The sequence below is a fragment of the Sphingobium salicis subsp. salicis genome (assembly GCF_049472635.1).
Taxonomy (GTDB): domain Bacteria; phylum Pseudomonadota; class Alphaproteobacteria; order Sphingomonadales; family Sphingomonadaceae; genus Sphingobium; species Sphingobium yanoikuyae_A.
Genome location: NZ_JAYRCS010000001.1, coordinates 2,231,854 through 2,247,863, shown reverse-complemented (window position 1 = coordinate 2,247,863; position 16,010 = coordinate 2,231,854). Strand labels below are relative to the sequence as shown.

17 protein-coding genes are annotated in these 16,010 nt (G+C 64.6%); 13 read left to right on the top strand and 4 right to left on the bottom strand.

The genetic code is table 11. The features are described 5' to 3' along the window. Positions 1 to 262 precede the first annotated feature (262 nt). Positions 263 to 664 (top strand): hypothetical protein, encoded by a 402-nt coding sequence (locus tag VHN57_RS10955; protein WP_278986370.1) that lies wholly within the window; start codon positions 263 to 265, stop codon positions 662 to 664. 65 nt (positions 665 to 729) lie between these two features. Here VHN57_RS10955 and VHN57_RS10950 read toward each other — a convergent pair whose 3' ends face one another. The 4 genes from VHN57_RS10950 to VHN57_RS10935 all read right to left on the bottom strand — a co-directional run bounded on the left by VHN57_RS10950 (position 730) and on the right by VHN57_RS10935 (position 5,781). Further along, positions 730 to 2,178 (bottom strand): alginate export family protein, encoded by a 1,449-nt coding sequence (locus tag VHN57_RS10950; protein WP_423283824.1) that lies wholly within the window; start codon positions 2,176 to 2,178, stop codon positions 730 to 732. Positions 2,179 to 2,208: 30 nt separating this feature from the next. Continuing rightward, the gene (locus VHN57_RS10945; protein WP_423283822.1) at positions 2,209 to 3,393 is read right to left on the bottom strand and encodes a benzoate/H(+) symporter BenE family transporter; all 1,185 of its coding nucleotides are present in this window, start codon (positions 3,391 to 3,393) and stop codon (positions 2,209 to 2,211) included. Positions 3,394 to 3,403: 10 nt separating this feature from the next. Continuing rightward, positions 3,404 to 4,732, bottom strand: coding sequence for an MFS transporter (locus VHN57_RS10940; RefSeq protein WP_423283820.1), 1,329 nt, complete (start codon positions 4,730 to 4,732; stop codon positions 3,404 to 3,406). Positions 4,733 to 4,857: 125 nt separating this feature from the next. After that, entirely contained in the window at positions 4,858 to 5,781 is a 924-nt protein-coding gene (locus VHN57_RS10935) for a LysR substrate-binding domain-containing protein (RefSeq protein WP_423283818.1), read from the bottom strand. Positions 5,782 to 5,892: 111 nt separating this feature from the next. Between VHN57_RS10935 and VHN57_RS10930 the strand changes: the two genes are divergently transcribed. The 12 genes from VHN57_RS10930 to VHN57_RS10875 are packed head-to-tail and all read left to right on the top strand — an operon-like array spanning position 5,893 to position 15,910. Next, entirely contained in the window at positions 5,893 to 7,050 is a 1,158-nt protein-coding gene (locus tag VHN57_RS10930; RefSeq protein WP_278988222.1) for a muconate/chloromuconate family cycloisomerase, read from the top strand. Positions 7,051 to 7,055: 5 nt separating this feature from the next. Further along, positions 7,056 to 7,346, top strand: coding sequence for a muconolactone Delta-isomerase (gene catC, locus VHN57_RS10925; protein ID WP_017499294.1), 291 nt, complete (start codon positions 7,056 to 7,058; stop codon positions 7,344 to 7,346). A 38-nt stretch (positions 7,347 to 7,384) separates the two neighbouring features. Beyond that, positions 7,385 to 8,311 (top strand): dioxygenase family protein, encoded by a 927-nt coding sequence (locus VHN57_RS10920; protein ID WP_375187086.1) that lies wholly within the window; start codon positions 7,385 to 7,387, stop codon positions 8,309 to 8,311. A gap of 26 nt (positions 8,312 to 8,337) precedes the next feature. Further along, positions 8,338 to 9,687, top strand: coding sequence for a Rieske 2Fe-2S domain-containing protein (locus VHN57_RS10915; protein WP_080727088.1), 1,350 nt, complete (start codon positions 8,338 to 8,340; stop codon positions 9,685 to 9,687). Then, positions 9,684 to 10,199 carry a benzoate 1,2-dioxygenase small subunit gene (benB, locus tag VHN57_RS10910; RefSeq protein ID WP_423283815.1) on the top strand — a complete coding sequence of 172 codons (516 nt, stop codon included), beginning with the start codon at positions 9,684 to 9,686 and terminating at the stop codon, positions 10,197 to 10,199. Before VHN57_RS10915 ends, benB begins: the two co-directional genes overlap by 4 nt. Positions 10,200 to 10,209: 10 nt before the next feature. Continuing rightward, on the top strand, positions 10,210 to 10,995 hold the full coding sequence (gene benD / locus VHN57_RS10905) for a benzoate diol dehydrogenase BenD (RefSeq protein WP_423283813.1): 786 nt from the start codon (positions 10,210 to 10,212) through the stop codon (positions 10,993 to 10,995). Between the two features lie 13 nt (positions 10,996 to 11,008). Next, positions 11,009 to 11,716 (top strand): CoA transferase subunit A, encoded by a 708-nt coding sequence (locus VHN57_RS10900; RefSeq protein ID WP_278988317.1) that lies wholly within the window; start codon positions 11,009 to 11,011, stop codon positions 11,714 to 11,716. Then, positions 11,716 to 12,363 (top strand): 3-oxoacid CoA-transferase subunit B, encoded by a 648-nt coding sequence (locus tag VHN57_RS10895; protein WP_278988315.1) that lies wholly within the window; start codon positions 11,716 to 11,718, stop codon positions 12,361 to 12,363. Before VHN57_RS10900 ends, VHN57_RS10895 begins: the two co-directional genes overlap by 1 nt. A 13-nt stretch (positions 12,364 to 12,376) precedes the next feature. Next, positions 12,377 to 12,694 carry a 2Fe-2S iron-sulfur cluster-binding protein gene (locus tag VHN57_RS10890; protein ID WP_010339184.1) on the top strand — a complete coding sequence of 106 codons (318 nt, stop codon included), beginning with the start codon at positions 12,377 to 12,379 and terminating at the stop codon, positions 12,692 to 12,694. 2 nt (positions 12,695 to 12,696) lie between these two features. Then, positions 12,697 to 13,467 (top strand): alpha/beta fold hydrolase, encoded by a 771-nt coding sequence (locus VHN57_RS10885; protein ID WP_423283810.1) that lies wholly within the window; start codon positions 12,697 to 12,699, stop codon positions 13,465 to 13,467. A gap of 5 nt (positions 13,468 to 13,472) precedes the next feature. Continuing rightward, positions 13,473 to 14,675: a 3-oxoadipyl-CoA thiolase gene (gene pcaF, locus VHN57_RS10880; RefSeq protein WP_423283808.1), complete on the top strand. Its 1,203-nt coding sequence runs from the start codon at positions 13,473 to 13,475 to the stop codon at positions 14,673 to 14,675. A gap of 5 nt (positions 14,676 to 14,680) precedes the next feature. Next, positions 14,681 to 15,910: an NAD(P)/FAD-dependent oxidoreductase gene (locus tag VHN57_RS10875; RefSeq protein WP_278986664.1), complete on the top strand. Its 1,230-nt coding sequence runs from the start codon at positions 14,681 to 14,683 to the stop codon at positions 15,908 to 15,910. Positions 15,911 to 16,010: the final 100 nt, after the last annotated feature.

Below are 16,010 nucleotides of genomic sequence, written 5' to 3'. Positions count from 1 at the left end.
CTGAGGCGCTGTGGGGGAGGATCGAAGGATCTTGAGGCAAGCGCTGCCGGTGTGGGCGCTATGCTGCGCTGGCCCAGCATGAAGATGGCGAATAAAAAAGGCGAGGCCGCAGCGTCGCCCTTATCTGGTGCGTACTGACACTTGTTAACTGCCAGACGAACTGAGAAACTGACCCACTGGAAGTCCGAATTGGCTGGAGGTCAAAAGAAAGACGGTGTCTGCCCCCCGATCACACAAAGTTAGCGTCGATGGGCAGGCGGCGTTGGCCGCCGGTTCGGGCCAGATTACGGTGCTTGCCGATCGTGGCCATTGCAATTGCGAGCAAGTGCTGGAACACGACGGCGCGGGCATCTTGCTCTGCCTGCCGATGGTCGATACGTCTGACCGTGCCCAACGAGGTCTCTTTACCAGACCGGACTTCATCTACACGATGTTGATGGACAATTTTCCTCACCAAACCGCTGAAAAGCGTCAGGACGAGATGATCTTGGACGTTCCCGCCTACAACATGAAGCGCATGATCCAGATATACGGTTTCCAGTCGTGCATTCAGGCAATCCGGGCCCGATCAGTAAAGTCTGCTCCGCTACCAGCTTGTCCTGACGCTGCGCTTTTTACGCAGTGTCAGGACGGATGCTGCGAAGAAGATGCTTATCGCAAGTAAAAGCCTGAAAGAACCTGAGCGGTGCGCAGGTGATGTGTGTCTGAACGTCCGCCGAGTGGTTCATTTCATAGACGGAAGGTTAGGTATGCGGCGGCGTAGAACAAGTCGCGCCCCGGCTTGAACTTCTCGGAAACATCGCCGTAGATCGTGTAGAAGCCGAGCGTGGTGAAAGGGTTGAGGGCATAGCGCCCGGCTGCGGTGGCCCGCTTTCCGAAGAAACGGGAATCGGTCTCGTCGGCACGGCGCAGCACTTGCCCTCCCAGCGAATAAACGCCGTCGTGGATCGAGGTGCGCCACAGACCTGCCACCGAGAGGTCGAGCGTCAGCTTCGCGATCGGCTGCAACGTCAGCTGCGGCTGGATAATCGTCAGATTATGCGGGCCAAGGTCGCCATTATAGGTGAGCGGCTTGGGGAAGAGTGGCGCATAGGTGCCGATCTTGCCGTCATTGGGGTTCTTGTCGCCCGAGCCGACATCGACGCGCAGGGCCAGCTTGGGCTTCCATCCGCCTTGCCAGCCATAGGCGGCCGTGCCGGTGACATAATAGGCGTCGATGTCGAGATCGCCGAAATCGCCCCATTGGCGGATGCCCTCGACATCGATGCTCCAGGCATCGCGCTTGCCGGCATAGCGCAGCGACAGGGTGCGGCGCTGGTCGCGGGCGGCGGCTTCGCTGTCGAAGGCGAGGCTGGCGCGGTCGGAAGAGACGAACAGTGCTTCGGCGCGGCCGGTGCGGGCACCGGCGCCGAAGCTGCGGCCGGCATGAAAGCCGGTCAGGTCATAATCATGGTTGGTTTTGTCATCGAAGGTGCCGAGCTTTTCCAGCACGGCATGACCGGTGAGGAAGCCGCCATCCCATGGTCCCTGGGTCGCCATGACGCGCAGCAGGTCGAGTGAGCGGCGGGTATTGGCGCCTTCGCGCATGTCGAACACGGTCTGGTTGCCGATGCCGATTTCCTGCCGGCCGAGGCGGGCGGTGATGCGACCCTTGCCGACCGGGACATGCGCCTCGACAAAGGCCTGGTTGAAATCGAGCCGGCCTTCCTCGATCGGGGCGACGACGGAATCGAGGCCGGTGCTGGTCGCATGTTCGAGATCGACGAAGGCGCGGAACAGGCCTTCGATCTGGAGGTCGCCCCAGATGCGGCTGCGCTGCTGGAAATTGCCGTCGTCATCCTGCGGGCCGCGGCCCCAGCGTTCGCCCAGCCGCAGTTCGGGGCGCAGCCGCAGTTCGCCGCCCAGCGTGGCATAGGTGTTGCCGACGATCGGCAGATATTTGAGGCGGGTCCACAGATTGGCGTCGCGCACGTCGCGGAAGCCGGAATAATCCTCGTCATGGTTGATCGGGCGGAAGGCCGGCTTGGGCGCCTTGGGCCGTTCGCTGGTCTGCGAGAGGGGCAGTTGCGCCTCGGCCGGCGTCGCCTGCTTCTGCGCGACTTCGACAGGAGCGGGCGGCGCGGCGGGGGCGGCTTGTGCTGCGGAGGCGGCCAGGACGGGCGCCAGAAGATCGAACATGCATACTCTCCGGTATATGGGTTTTTCTGGTTATGCGGTGGCTTGGTCGGGCTGTTTCGTGATGGCGCTTTGGAGCAGGTGGACGGCGAGACCGAAGATCAGGCCCCAGAAGGCGGAGCCGAGCCCGGCCAGCGTCATGCCCGATGCGCTGACAGCGAAAGTGACAAGGGCGGCGTCGCGTCCTTGCTCGGCGCGCAGTGCGGTGCTGAGCGAATTGGCGACGACCGGGAACAGGGCGAGGCCTGCCAGCGCGGCGATCAGCGTCTTGGGAAGGGTAGCGAACAGGGCCAGCACGGTGGCGGCAAAGGCGCCGAAGAGAAGATAGGTGACGCCGCCCGCGATGCCGGCCATGTAGCGGCGGGCGGGATCAGGATGGGCGTCGGGGCCTAGGCAGATGGCGGCGGTGAAGGCGGCGAGGTTGAGGCCATGGCAACCGAACGGCGCGAGCGCGATCGAGGCGATGGCGCTCGCCGACACGATCGGCCGGGCGGCGGGCTGGTCGTAACCGGCGGCGCGCAGGATGGCGATGCCGGGCAGGAACTGACCGGTCAGCGCGACCACCGCCAGCGGCACCGCGATGCTGGCGGTCGCGGCCCAGTCGAAGCGCGGCGTCGTCCAGACCGGCATGGTGAAGTGCGGCGTACCGATCGATCCCGACAGGCCGCCGCTGAGCGCGGTGATCGCGACGCCGGTTATCAGCACCGCGACCACCGCATAGCGTGGCGCCAGCACGCGGCCGGCGAAGAAGGCGGCGATCATCGCGATCAGCATCACCGGCGCGGACGGCACGGCGTCAATCATATCGATAACGAAACGAAATAATATGCCGGCCAGCATCGCGGCGGTGATCGCGGCGGGCAGCCGCTGCATCAACCGGTCGAAGGCGCCCGACAGGCCGACCAGCAGGACCGCGAGATTGGCGACGATATAGGCGCCGATCGCAGTCGCGAAATCGGTCTGCGGCAGCATCGTCACCAGCAGCGCCGATCCCGGCGCCGACCAGGCGATGACGATCGGCACGCGCCAGCGCCAGCTGAGCAATATGCCCAACAGGCCGCTACCGATGGAGATCGCCCAGATCCACGAGGCGACGAGGGCGGGTTCAAGGCCCTGCGCCGCCTGGAAGATGATCACCAGCGGGCCGGCATAGGATATGGTGGTAGCGATGATCCCGGCGATGATCGCCGGGATCCAGCCCGTCTGGCTTGCAGTCATGATGGTCCGATCACGCCGCCAGGGCGTAGTTTTCTCGGGCAACCTGCTGGCGACGGCTCAGCATGAAGACCAGGGTGGCCAGCACCGAGACTAGGCCCGGAATGGCGAAGGCGACGAAGTTGAGCGTCATCGGCAGTTGCGCCGCGAGCAGCACGCCGCCCAGCATCGGCCCGACGATCGCGCCGACCCGGCCCATGCCCGATGCCCAGCCAAGTCCGGTTGAGCGCACCGACAGGTCATAGAAATCGGCGACGCTGGCATAGAGCAATATCTGCGTGCCGGTAGTGCCGGCGCCGGCGACGAAGATCAGCAGATAGAGGATCGGCATCGGCCCGTTGAGGCCGAGCAGGCTGATGCAGATCGCGCCGAGCAGGAAATAGGCGATGACCACCTGGGGCAGGCCGAACCGGTCGGCCAGGCGTCCGCCGGCGATCGCGCCGAACATGCCACCGAAATTGAGTGCCAGCAGGAAGGACAGGCTGGACCCGAGGCTGTATCCGGCGCTGCGCATCAACTGTGGCAGCCAGGAGCCGAGCGCATAGACCATAAGCAGGCAGCAGAAGAAGCAGAGCCACATCGAAAGCGTACCGAGCGTGCGATTGTGCTGGAAAAGGGCGGCGATGCTGGTTTTTGCGGCAGCGCCTTGCGGCTGGAGCAGCGGGCCGTCGAGGCGCTGGCCGGGCGACAGCCGCTGGAGGATGGCGCGGGCCTGTTCCTGGCGCCCCTGACGGACGAGGAAGCCGGCCGATTCCGGCAGGCCACGCAGGACGAGCGGGAGGAGGATGAGCGGCACGGCGGCGGCAAAGAACATCGCCTGCCAGCCGAACAGAGGCAGCAGCCAGATGCCCAGGCCCGCGGCCGCCATGCCGCCGACGGCATAGCCGCTGAACATCAACGCGACGAGGGTGCTGCGCATCCGCCTGGGCGCATATTCATTGGTCAGTGCGACCGCATTGGGCATCAGCCCGCCGCAGCCGAGGCCCGCCAGGAAACGCAGCGCGCCGAACATGGTCGGCGTCGTGGCGAAGCCGTTGATGAAGGTGGCGACGCTGAACAGCGCGAAGCAGATGGTGATGCAAGTCTTGCGGCCAATCCGGTCACCTAGAGGACCGAAGAAGAGGGCGCCGGACATCATGCCGAACAAGGCCCAACTGGCGAGCGACCCGGCCTGCGGGGCGCTAAGTTCCCATTGGTCCATCAGCTGTGGAAGGACGACGCCGTAAATGAAGACGTCATAGCCATCGACTATAAGCAGGATGGCACAAGCAATGATGATCTTGAGATGTAGGTTTCCGAACCTGACTTCGTCGATGTGACGATTTATATCGATACCCTGCATATCGATTCCTCTCCCTTATTGATGGGTATGATTTCCCGGGAAAGTGAAGGACATGCAGGGCGGCGCCAAATACCAATTAAGTCCCGTTGAAATACGCTACGGGTATGGCGGGCGGTTGGGTGGCTTCAAAGCTCCTCGGTCAGGGCGGCCGGCACCTCATAGCCCCATTGCGCATATTGGCGCGCGATCACCGACGCCATCAGCGCAAGTTCGGGCGAACGGTCGCCGGGGCGGTGGCTCATGATGATCGGGGAGGTGGCCGGCTCGATCAGGTCGCGAAAGGCGACATCGTGGCTGCGGGCGCGATGGACCGATTCGGGGACGATCGCCATCCCCTCCTGCGCGGCGACCAGGCCGATGGCAATCTGCAGTTCGCGCGCTTCATGGACGATGCGCGGTTCGATCGCATGGTCGCGGAACAGCGATATGACCTGATCGGCATAGCTGGGGCGCGGCGCGCGTGGATAGATGATCTGCGGTTCTTCGGTCAGGTCGCGGATCGAGATCGGTCCTTCGCCACGGGCCAGCGGGTGGTCCATCGGGAAGGCGGCGACCATCTTCTCATTGCGCAGGATGATGCGACGGACGGCAGGATCCTCGAACCGGATGCGGCCGAAGCCGACATCGATGCGTCCGTCCTTGAGCGCAGCGATCTGTTCCAGGGTGGTGCTTTCCACCATGACCAGTTCGACATTGTCGGCGACCTTGCGAAATTCGCGGATCAGTTCGGGCAGGCGGGCATAGATGGTCGAGGCGACGAAGCCGATCACCAGCCGGCGGCGCTGGCTGGTGGCGGCGGTCTTCACCATCGTCTCGACATCCTCCATCCGCGCCAGCAACTGCAGCGCCTGGGCGTGGAGCAGGCGCCCGACATCGGTCAGCCGCAGCGGGCGGCTGGCGCGGTCGAGCAAAGGCGCGCCGACATGCGCCTCCAGTTGCTGGATCGCACGGGACAAAGGCGGCTGGGCAATATGCAGCCGGTCGGCGGCGCGGTTGAAATTGCCTTCGTCGGCCACCGCCACGAAATAGCGCAAGAGGCGCAGGTCCATCACTGACTTATACCTCCAGAGTATGGCCCCTTGACCGCATTGATCTTTGAAACCGGCGCGGACGAGGCATAGCTATCCCATGAAACGTAAGCATTTGGGAGAGTCGCCGCAATGGCTGGATTGAGCCACGCCGATACCTTCATCGTCGATGTGCCGACGATCCGCCCGCATGTGCTGGCCATGGCGACCATGCACGCCCAATCGATGGTGATCGTCCGCCTGACCGATGCCGACGGTATCGAGGGGATTGGCGAGGGCACGACCATCGGCGGCCTCAGCTATGGCGAGGAAAGCCCCGAAAGCATCAAGTCGGCGATCGACACCTATATCGTCCCCGTCCTGGAAACCTGCGACCTGGCGCAGGTCGGCGCGACCATGGCCAAGGTCGCCCGCTGCGTGCGCGGCAATCATTTCGCGAAATGCGCGGTCGAAACGGCGTTGCTCGACATGGCCGGCAAGCGGCTGGGCATCCCCGTGTCCGAACTGATCGGCGGCGGCCGGGTGCGCGACAGCCTGCCCGTCGCCTGGACGCTGGCCAGCGGTGATACCGCGCGCGACATTGCCGAGGGCGAGGAAATGCTCGACCGCCGGCGCCACCGCATCTTCAAGCTGAAGATCGGCAAGCGCGAGGTGCGCGATGACGTCGCCCATGTCGGCGCCATCTGCAAGGCGCTGGGCGACCGCGCCAGCGTGCGCGTCGACGTCAACCAGAACTGGTCGGAGGCGCAGGCCAAGATCGGCATGGCCATGCTGCATGATGTCGGCTGCGACCTGGTCGAACAGCCGATCGCCGGCGACGCGATCGCCGCGATGGCGCGCCTGTCGAAGAACCAGCCGGTGCCGCTGATGGCGGACGAGGCGTTGAATGGTCCGCGCAGCGCGATGCGGATCGCCTCGGCCCATGCCGCCAGCGTCTTCGCGCTCAAGATCGCCCAGTCGGGCGGCCTGTTCGCCGCGGCCGACGTCGCCGCGATCGGCGCGGCGGCCGGCATCGGCCTTTATGGCGGCACGATGCTGGAGGGCGGCGTCGGCACGGTCGCGTCGGCCCATGTCTTCGCCACTCTGCCGGACCTCGCCTGGGGCACCGAATTGTTCGGTCCGCTGCTCCAGACCGAGGATATTTTGCGCGATCCGCTTGGCTATGCCGACTTCTCGCTGGCCGTGCCGACCGGGCCGGGCCTGGGCATCGCCTTTGACGAGGACAAGCTTGCCTTCTTCCGGCGCGATCGCACGTCGCCGATCCTTCACGCCGTTACCGCAGGAGCCTGAAACCCATGCTGTTCATGGTCGAAATGGACGTCAACATCCCGCTGGATTTCGATGCGGCGGAAGCCACCCGGATCAAGGCCGCGGAAAAGGCCTATTTCCAGACGCTGCAGGCCGCCGGCACCTGGCGCCATATCTGGCGCAAGGTCGGTCTCTATTCCAACGTCTCGATCTTCGATGTCGAGAGCAATGCCGCCCTGCACGACACGCTGATGGCGCTGCCGCTCTACCCCTTCATGACGATGAAGATCACGCCGCTCTGCCGCCATCCGTCCTCGATCCATGAGGATGATCGCTGATCGTCCGACACAGACCGCAAAGCTTAGGAGAGAAAAATATGGGTACCAGCTTCGTAGAAACACCGGAAATCCAGAACCTGCTCGACCGTGTCGCGGGGCTGGACTGCGACGGTGGCAACGCCCGCATGAAGGGCATCGTTCGTGACCTGATCGAGTCCTGCATGACCGTCATCGCCCGCTATGACGTCAGCGAGGATGAGGTGTGGAACGCCGTCAACTTCCTGCAGGGCGCGGCGGGCGCGGGCGAACTGGGCCTGCTGATGCCGGGCGTCGGCCTGGAACATTTTATCGATCTCTATATGGACGCCAAGGATGCCGAGGCCGGCAAGTCGGGCGGCACCCCGCGCACGATCGAAGGGCCGCTCTATGTCGAGGGCGCGCCGATCGTCGAGAGCGGCGCCTATCTGACCGACGATGCCGACGATACCGACACGCTCTACATGACCGGCCGCATCATCGGCCCCGATGGCGAGGCGGTGACGGATGGGCTGGTCCATGTCTGGCATGCGGACTCGCACGGCTTTTATTCACATTTCGACCCGACCCATGAACAGACGCCGTTCAACAATCGCCGTCGCCTCAAGATCGCGGCCGATGGCACCTATGCCTTCTCGTCGAAGATGCCGAACGGCTATTCGGTGCCGCCGGGCGGCGCGTCCGACACGCTGATGAAGGCGCTCGGCCGGCACGGCAATCGCCCCGCCCATGTGCATTTCTTCATCGAGGCGCCCGGCTATCGCCGCCTGACGACGCAGATCAATTTCGGCGACGATCCGTTCGCTGCCGACGATTTCGCCTTCGGCACCCGCGAAGGGTTGCTGCCGGTGCCGAACCGCCAGGGCGACAGCGCGCATATCGCCTTTGATTTCCATCTGCAGCGCGCGGACGATGAGGGCGACGAGACCTTCTCGACCCGCAAGCGCCTGGTGGTGGATGCCGTCGAACCGGTCACAGAGCCGGCCTGAGAGGAGAGAGGATCATGACCAGCCCCATGGCTTTCCTGCGCGACCGTGTTGAAACCGCGGTCGTGGACGATCCGGAAACCGGCATTTTCCGCTGCCGCCGCGACGTCTTCACGGACCCGGAACTGTTCGATCTGGAGATGAAATATATCTTCGAGAGCAACTGGGTCTATCTGGCCCATGAGAGCCAGGTCGAGAAGAAGAACGACTATTTCACCACCTGGATCGGCCATACGCCGGTGATCCTGACGCGGGCCAAGGATGGCGGCCTCAATTGCGTGGTCAATGCCTGCGCCCATCGCGGCGCCAAGCTGTGCCGCCGCAAGCGTGGCAACCAGCCCTTGTTCGTCTGCCCCTTCCATGGCTGGAGCTTCAAGACCGACGGCAAGCTGCTGCGCGCCAAGGATGCCAGCACCGGCGCCTATCCTGACAGTTTCGACCATGAAGGGTCGCACGACCTGACCAAGGTGCGGGTCGAAAGCTATCGCGGCTTCATCTTCGGGTCGCTCAATCATGATGTCCTGCCGCTGGAGGATCATCTGGGCGAGGCCAAGGTCATCATCGACCAGATGGTCGACCAGGCGCCCGAGGGCCTGGAAGTGCTGACCGGCAATTCCACCTACACCTTCCATGGCAACTGGAAGATGCAGATGGAAAATGGCTGCGACGGCTATCATGTCAGTTCGGTTCATGAAAATTACCAGTCGACCATGGGCCGCCGCGCCGAGGGCGGGACCAAGGCGGTCGACGCCAATGGCTGGTCGAAGGCACCGGCAAGCGGCGTATATGGCTTCGAACATGGCCATATCCTGCTCTGGACGCAGGTGCTGAACCCCGAGGTCCGGCCGGTCTGGAACTATAAGGACCAGCTGGTCGAGCGACTGGGCGAGGACAAGGCCCGCTTCATCCTGGAGCAGACGCGCAATCTGGCGCTCTATCCCAATGTCTTCCTGATGGACCAGTTTTCGACCCAGATCCGCGTCGTCCGCCCGATCGACGTGCATACGACCGAAGTCACCATCTATTGCTACGCCCCCAAGGGCGAGAGCGCGGAAGACCGAGCGCATCGCATCCGCCAATATGAGGACTTCTTCAACGTCACCGGCATGGGGACGCCCGACGATCTGGAGGAATTCCGCAGCTGCCAGTCGGCCTATGAAGGCGCGGGTGAATTGTGGAACGACCTCAGCCGTGGTGCGACCCGCTGGATCGCCGGGCCGGACAGCAATGCGACGGCGATGGGGATGAACCCGCTGCTGTCGAGCGAGCGCAGCGAGGATGAAGGGCTGTTCGTGCGCCAGCATGAATTCTGGGCGCAGATCATGCTCGACGGCATGGCTCGCGAAGCCGGTGCGCCGATGATGGAGGCCGCAGAATGACACTGGTGCTCGACACGGAGCGCGCGGCGCTCTCCTATCAGGATATCTGCGCCTTTCTCTATCGCGAGGCACGGCTGCTCGACGATCGCGAACTGGACGCATGGCTGGAATGCTATTCGGAACAGTGCGAATATTGGATGCCGGCCTGGACCGACGATGATGCGCTGACCACCGATCCGCACAGCGAAATCTCGCTCATCTATTATGGCAACCGCAAGGGGCTTGAGGATCGCGTCTATCGCTTGAAGACTGAACGGTCCTCGGCGAGCACGCCGGAGGCGCGCACCTCGCACTTCCTGGCGAATATCGAGGTGTTGGAGACGCGGGGCGATGCGATCGACCTGCGCTACAATTGGCATACGATGAGCCATCGCTACCAGAAGACGCAGCAGTTTTTCGGAACCAGCTTCGTCACGCTGGACATCAGCGGCGCGGCGCCGAAGATCCTGAAGAAGACGATCGTCCTCAAGGACGACTATATTCATCAGGTCATCGACGTCTATCATATCTGAGGGGCGGGCGATGATCTTCCAGGGACGCTTCGCCGGCAAGGTGATGGTCGTGACCGGCGCGGCGCAGGGCATCGGTGCCGGTGTCGCCACCCGTGCCGCGGCCGAGGGCGCCAGCCTCGTGCTGGTCGACCGGGCGGACTTCGTGGCCGATGTCGAGCAGGCGATCGTGGCGGCCGGCGGCAAGGCGATTTCGGTCACCTGCGACCTTGAAACCTATGCAGGTGCGGCGCAGGCGATGGCGGCGGCAATCGCGGCATTCGGGCGCATCGACATCCTCATCAACAATGTCGGCGGCACGATCCGCATGCGGCCCTATGCGCAGTTCGAGCCGGATCAGATCGACGCGGAAATCCGCCGCTCGCTGATGCCGACCCTCTATTGCTGCCATGCGGTCCTGCCCGCGATGCTGGAGCAGGGGGCGGGCACGATCGTCAACCTGTCGTCCAATGCCACGCGCGGCATCCGCCGCGTGCCCTATTCGGCGGCGAAGGGCGGGATCAATGGCCTCACGCAAGCACTGGCGATGGAATATGCGGAGGCGGGCATCCGTGTCGTCGCAACCGCGCCCGGCGGCACCAGCGCGCCGCCGCGCCGCGTGCCGCGCAATGCCGAGGGCGACAACGCGCAGGAACAGGCTTGGATGGCCGAGGCGGTGGAACAGGTGACATCGTCGGCCTTCATGAAGCGCTACGGCACGCTGGATGAACAGATCGCCCCCATCCTTTTCCTTGCCTCTGACGAGGCCAGTTATGTGACCGGATCGGTCCTGCCCGTTGCGGGCGGCGATATCGGCTGAAGGGACTGAAGACATGCAGAAAATCTACCACAGCCCGGCGCAGGCCCTTGATGGCCTGTTGTTCGACGGGATGACGATCATGTCGGGCGGCTTCGGCCTTTCCGGCAACCCCGAAAGCCTGATCCCGGAAATTCGCGCGAGCGGCGTGAAGGATCTGACCGTCATTTCCAACAATGCCGGCGCCGACGGCTTTGGCCTGTGGATGCTGCTGGAAAGCCGGCAGGTGCGGAAGATGATCTCTTCCTATGTGGGGGAGAACAAGCTGTTCGAAAGCCAGTATCTCTCCGGCGAACTGGAGCTGGAGCTGAACCCGCAGGGGACGCTGGCCGAGCGGATCCGCGCCGGTGGCGCCGGCATCCCGGCCTTCTACACCAAGACCGGCGTCGGCACGGTGGTGGCCGAGGGCAAGCCGGTCGAGAATTTCGAGGGCGAGGATTATGTCCGCGAAACCTGGCTGCGCGCTGATCTGTCGATCATCAAGGCCTGGCGCGCCGACCCGGCTGGAAACCTGATGTTCCGCAAGACCGCGCGCAACTTCAACCCGAACATGGCGACCGCCGGCAAGGTGACGGTGGTGGAGGTCGAGGAAATCGTGCCTGAGGGCAGCTTCGATCCTGACTGCATCCACACGCCCGGCATCTATGTCGACCGCATCGTCCTTTCCACCATCAACGAGAAGCGGATCGAGAAGCTGACGGTACGTGAAAGGGAGATCGCATAATGGGCTGGACCCGCGACGAGATGGCGGCGCGCGCCGCGAAGGAACTGCGCGACGGCTATTATGTGAACCTTGGCATCGGCATCCCGACTCTGGTGGCGAACCATGTGCCCGAAGGCGTCAACGTGACGCTGCAATCCGAAAACGGCATGCTCGGCATCGGCCCCTTCCCGTTCGCGGGTGAGGCGGACCCGGACCTGATCAACGCCGGCAAGCAGACGATCACCGCGCTGCCGACCAGCAGCTTCTTCTCCTCGGCGGACAGTTTCGCGATGATCCGGGGCGGCCATATCGACATGGCGGTGCTGGGGGCGATGGAGGTGGCCGCCAATGGCGACCTCGCCAACTGGACCATCCCCGGCAAGATGGTGAAGGGCATGGGCGGCGCGATGGATCTGGTCGCGGGGGTCAAGCGCGTGGTCGTGGTGATGGATCATGTGTCGAAAAATGGCAGCCCCAAGATCCTCGACGCTTGCACCCTGCCGCTCACCGGCAAGGCGGTGGTCGACCTCATCATCACGGACCTCGCCGTGATCGCCGTCGATCGGGCGAAGGGCGGCCTCACCCTTGTCGAACTGGCGCCGGGCGTGACCGAAGCCGAAGTCATCGAGAAGACCGGCGCACCGCTGGCGATCCTCGAAAACGCATAGACTGGAATTTACCGTGCCCAATCTGATCGTCGTCAACCGTGCGGGGGACGAAACCAATATCGATGCCCGTGAGGGCGTCTCCGTGATGGAGGCCATTCGCGACAATGGCTTTGACGAACTGCTGGCGCTGTGCGGCGGCTGCTGTTCCTGCGCGACCTGTCATGTCTTCGTGGATGAGGCTTGGACCGGCGCGGTCGGGATGGCGAGCGGCGACGAGGATGATCTGCTCGATTCCTCCGACCATCGCGGCGATCGGTCGCGCCTGTCCTGCCAGATCATGATGACGGCCGCGCTTGACGGGCTGCGCGTCGCCATCGCGCCGGAGGATTGAGCATGGCCTTCATTCAGCGTCCCGGTGCGAACCTCTACTGGAAGCGTGACGGGCGGGATGACGCGCCCGCGCTGCTACTGCTGAACAGCATCGGCACCGACATGGATTTGTGGGACGGCATGCTGCCCCACCTGCGCGATCGCTTCGCTGTGCTGCGGATCGATGCGCGCGGCCATGGCGCCTCGATCGCCGAGCCGGGCGATTATACGCTCGTGATGCTGGCCGACGATGTGCTGGCGGCGGCCGATGCGGCCGGGTTTGATCGTTTCTCTGTGGCAGGCGTGTCGCTCGGCGGCATGATCGGCATGGAACTGGCACTGCGCGCGCCGGAGCGGGTCGAGAAGCTGTTGCCGATCTGCACATCCGCGACGATGGACAGCGCGTCCTGGAATGATCGTATCGCCAAGGTGCGGGGCGAGGGCATGGCCGCCATCGCCGATCTTGCCATGGGCCGCTTCCTGTCCGACGCCGCCGAGCCGGCCATCTATGAAGCGGTGCGGTGCCAACTGCTGACGATGGATGCGCAGGGCTATGCCGGCTGCGGCGCGGCGATCCGCGACATGGGCCTGGCCGACCGGATCGGCGGCATCGCCTGTCCGACCCTGGTCGTGACCGGCACCCGCGACACATCGACGCCCTATGCGGGGCATGGCGAACATCTGATCGCCCGCATCCCCGGCGCGGCGCATGTGGCGCTGGAAGCCGCGCATCTGGCCCCGCTCGAAGCGCCCGAGGCGCTGGCGGGCGCCATCACCTCTTTCCTGGAAAGCTGAGACATATGGCACAGGCCTTCATCTGCGATGCCGTCCGCACCCCGATCGGCAAGCTCAACGGATCGCTGGCGACCGTCCGTGCCGACGATCTGGCGGCGTTGCCGCTCAAGGCGCTGATGGCGCGCAATGCACAGGCCGACTGGTCGGCGCTGGACGATGTAATCCTAGGCTGCGCCAATCAGGCGGGCGAGGATAATCGCAACGTAGCCCGCATGGCGGTGCTGCTGGCGGGCATGGGCGAGGCCGTGCCGGGCGTGACCGTCAATCGGCTTTGCAGCTCGGGCCTCAACGCGCTCGGCATGGCGGCGCAGGCGATCCGCAGCGGCGACGCCGATTTCCTGATCGCCGGTGGCGCCGAGAGCATGACCCGCGCGCCCTATGTGCTGGGCAAGGCCGGCAGCGCCTTTGGCCGCGACCAGAAGATTGAAGACACGACGCTCGGCTGGCGCTTCATCAATCCGGCGATGCAGGCCGCCTATGGCGTCGATACCATGCCCCAGACTGGCGAGAATGTCGCCGAACAATGGGGCGTCAGCCGCGAGGAGCAGGATCGCTTTGCCCTGGCCAGCCAGGAAAAGGCCGCACGCGCGCAGGCGAACGGGCGCTTCGCTGCCGAGATCGTGCCGGTCTCGATCCCGCAGAAGAGGGGCGATCCGCTGCTGTTCGAGGCGGACGAGCATCTGCGCGCCACCAGCCTGGAGGCGCTGGCGAAGCTGAAGCCGGTGGTGAAGGCCGACGGCACGGTGACGGCGGGCAATGCGTCAGGCCTGAATGACGGCGCGGCGGCGATGCTGGTCGCGTCGGAAGCGGCTGCGGTGACGCACGGGCTGACGCCGCGCGCTCGGGTGATCGGCATGGCGGCGGCCGGCATCGCGCCCCGCATCATGGGCGCCGGTCCGATCGAGGCGGCGCGCAAGCTGCTCGCCCGTAACGGCATGAGCGTCGATCAACTGGACGTGATCGAACTCAATGAAGCCTTTGCCAGCCAGGCGATCGCGACGCTGCGTGACCTCGCCATCGATCCGTTCGACCCGCGCGTCAATCCCAATGGCGGGGCGATCGCGCTTGGCCATCCGCTCGGCATGTCGGGCGCGCGCATCGCGCTGTCGGCGGTAGAGGAACTGCATCGGACCGGTGGGCGCCATGCGCTGGCCTTCATGTGCATCGGCGTCGGCCAAGGGCTGGCCGTCCTGCTGGAGCGGGTGTGATGACTATGGACCGCGCAGATATCGTCATCGTCGGGGCCGGCCATGGCGGGGCGCAATGCGCGATCGCGCTGCGCCAGAACGGCTTTGCCGGGACCATCATGGTGGTCGGCCGCGAGCCGGAATATCCCTATGAGCGGCCGCCGCTGTCGAAGGATTATTTCGCGCGCGAAAAGGCATTCGAGCGGCTGCTGATCCGGCCGCCCGCCTTCTGGGCTGAAAAGGATGTGAACTTCCTGCTCGGCACCGAAGTGACGGTGGTCGATCCGGCCGGCAAGCAACTGACGCTCTCCGACGGACGCAGCCTTGGCTATGGCAAGCTCATTTGGGCGACCGGCGGCGATCCGCGCCGGCTGACCTGCGCGGGCGCCGATCTGGCCGGCGTCCATGCGGTGCGGACCCGCGCCGACTGCGACGCGCTGATGGCGGAAATCGACGCGGGCAAGCGCGAGATCGTGGTCATCGGCGGCGGCTATATCGGGCTTGAGGCGGCCGCAGTGCTGAGCAAGATGGGCCTCAAGGTGACTCTGCTGGAGGCGTTGCCAAGAGTGCTGGCACGGGTGGCGGGCGAAGAATTGTCCGCCTTCTACCAGCAGGTCCATCGCGACCATGGCGTCGACCTGCGCCTGGATGCCAGGGTCGATTGCCTGGAGGGGGCGGACGGTCAGGTGACGGCGGTGCGGCTGGCGGATGGCGAGCGCATTCCCGCGAAGGCGGTGATCGTGGGCATTGGCATCATCCCGGCGGTCGAGCCGCTGATCCGGGCCGGGGCCAAGGGCGCCAATGGCGTCGATGTCGATGCCGGGTGCCGGACCTCGCTGCCCGACATCTATGCCATCGGCGACTGCGCCGCCTTTGCCTGCGACTTTGCCGGCGGGCAGGTGATGCGGGTGGAATCGGTGCAGAATGCCAATGACATGGCGACCTGCGTCGCCAAGGCGATCTGTGGCGAAGAACGGCCTTATCGCGCCTTCCCCTGGTTCTGGTCGAACCAATATGATCTCAAGCTCCAGACCGCCGGGATAAACGCAGGCTTCGACCAGACGGTGATGCGCGGCACGCCCGCCGACGGCGCCTTCTCGGTCGTCTATCTCAGGGACGGCAAGGTCATCGCGCTCGACTGCGTGAACAGCGTCAAAGACTATGTCCAGGGCCGCAAGCTGGTCGAGGCCGGGGTCAGGCCAAATCTGGCCGCGCTTGCGAACAAGGACAGGCCGCTCAAGGAATTGGTCCAATGATATGTTGTGGATCAAACGGGCACCCCTCCCTCCATCGCAAAGCTTGCCAAAGTTCGCGACTTTGTTCGCTTGGCGTGGACTTGCACCGCGACAGCATTCC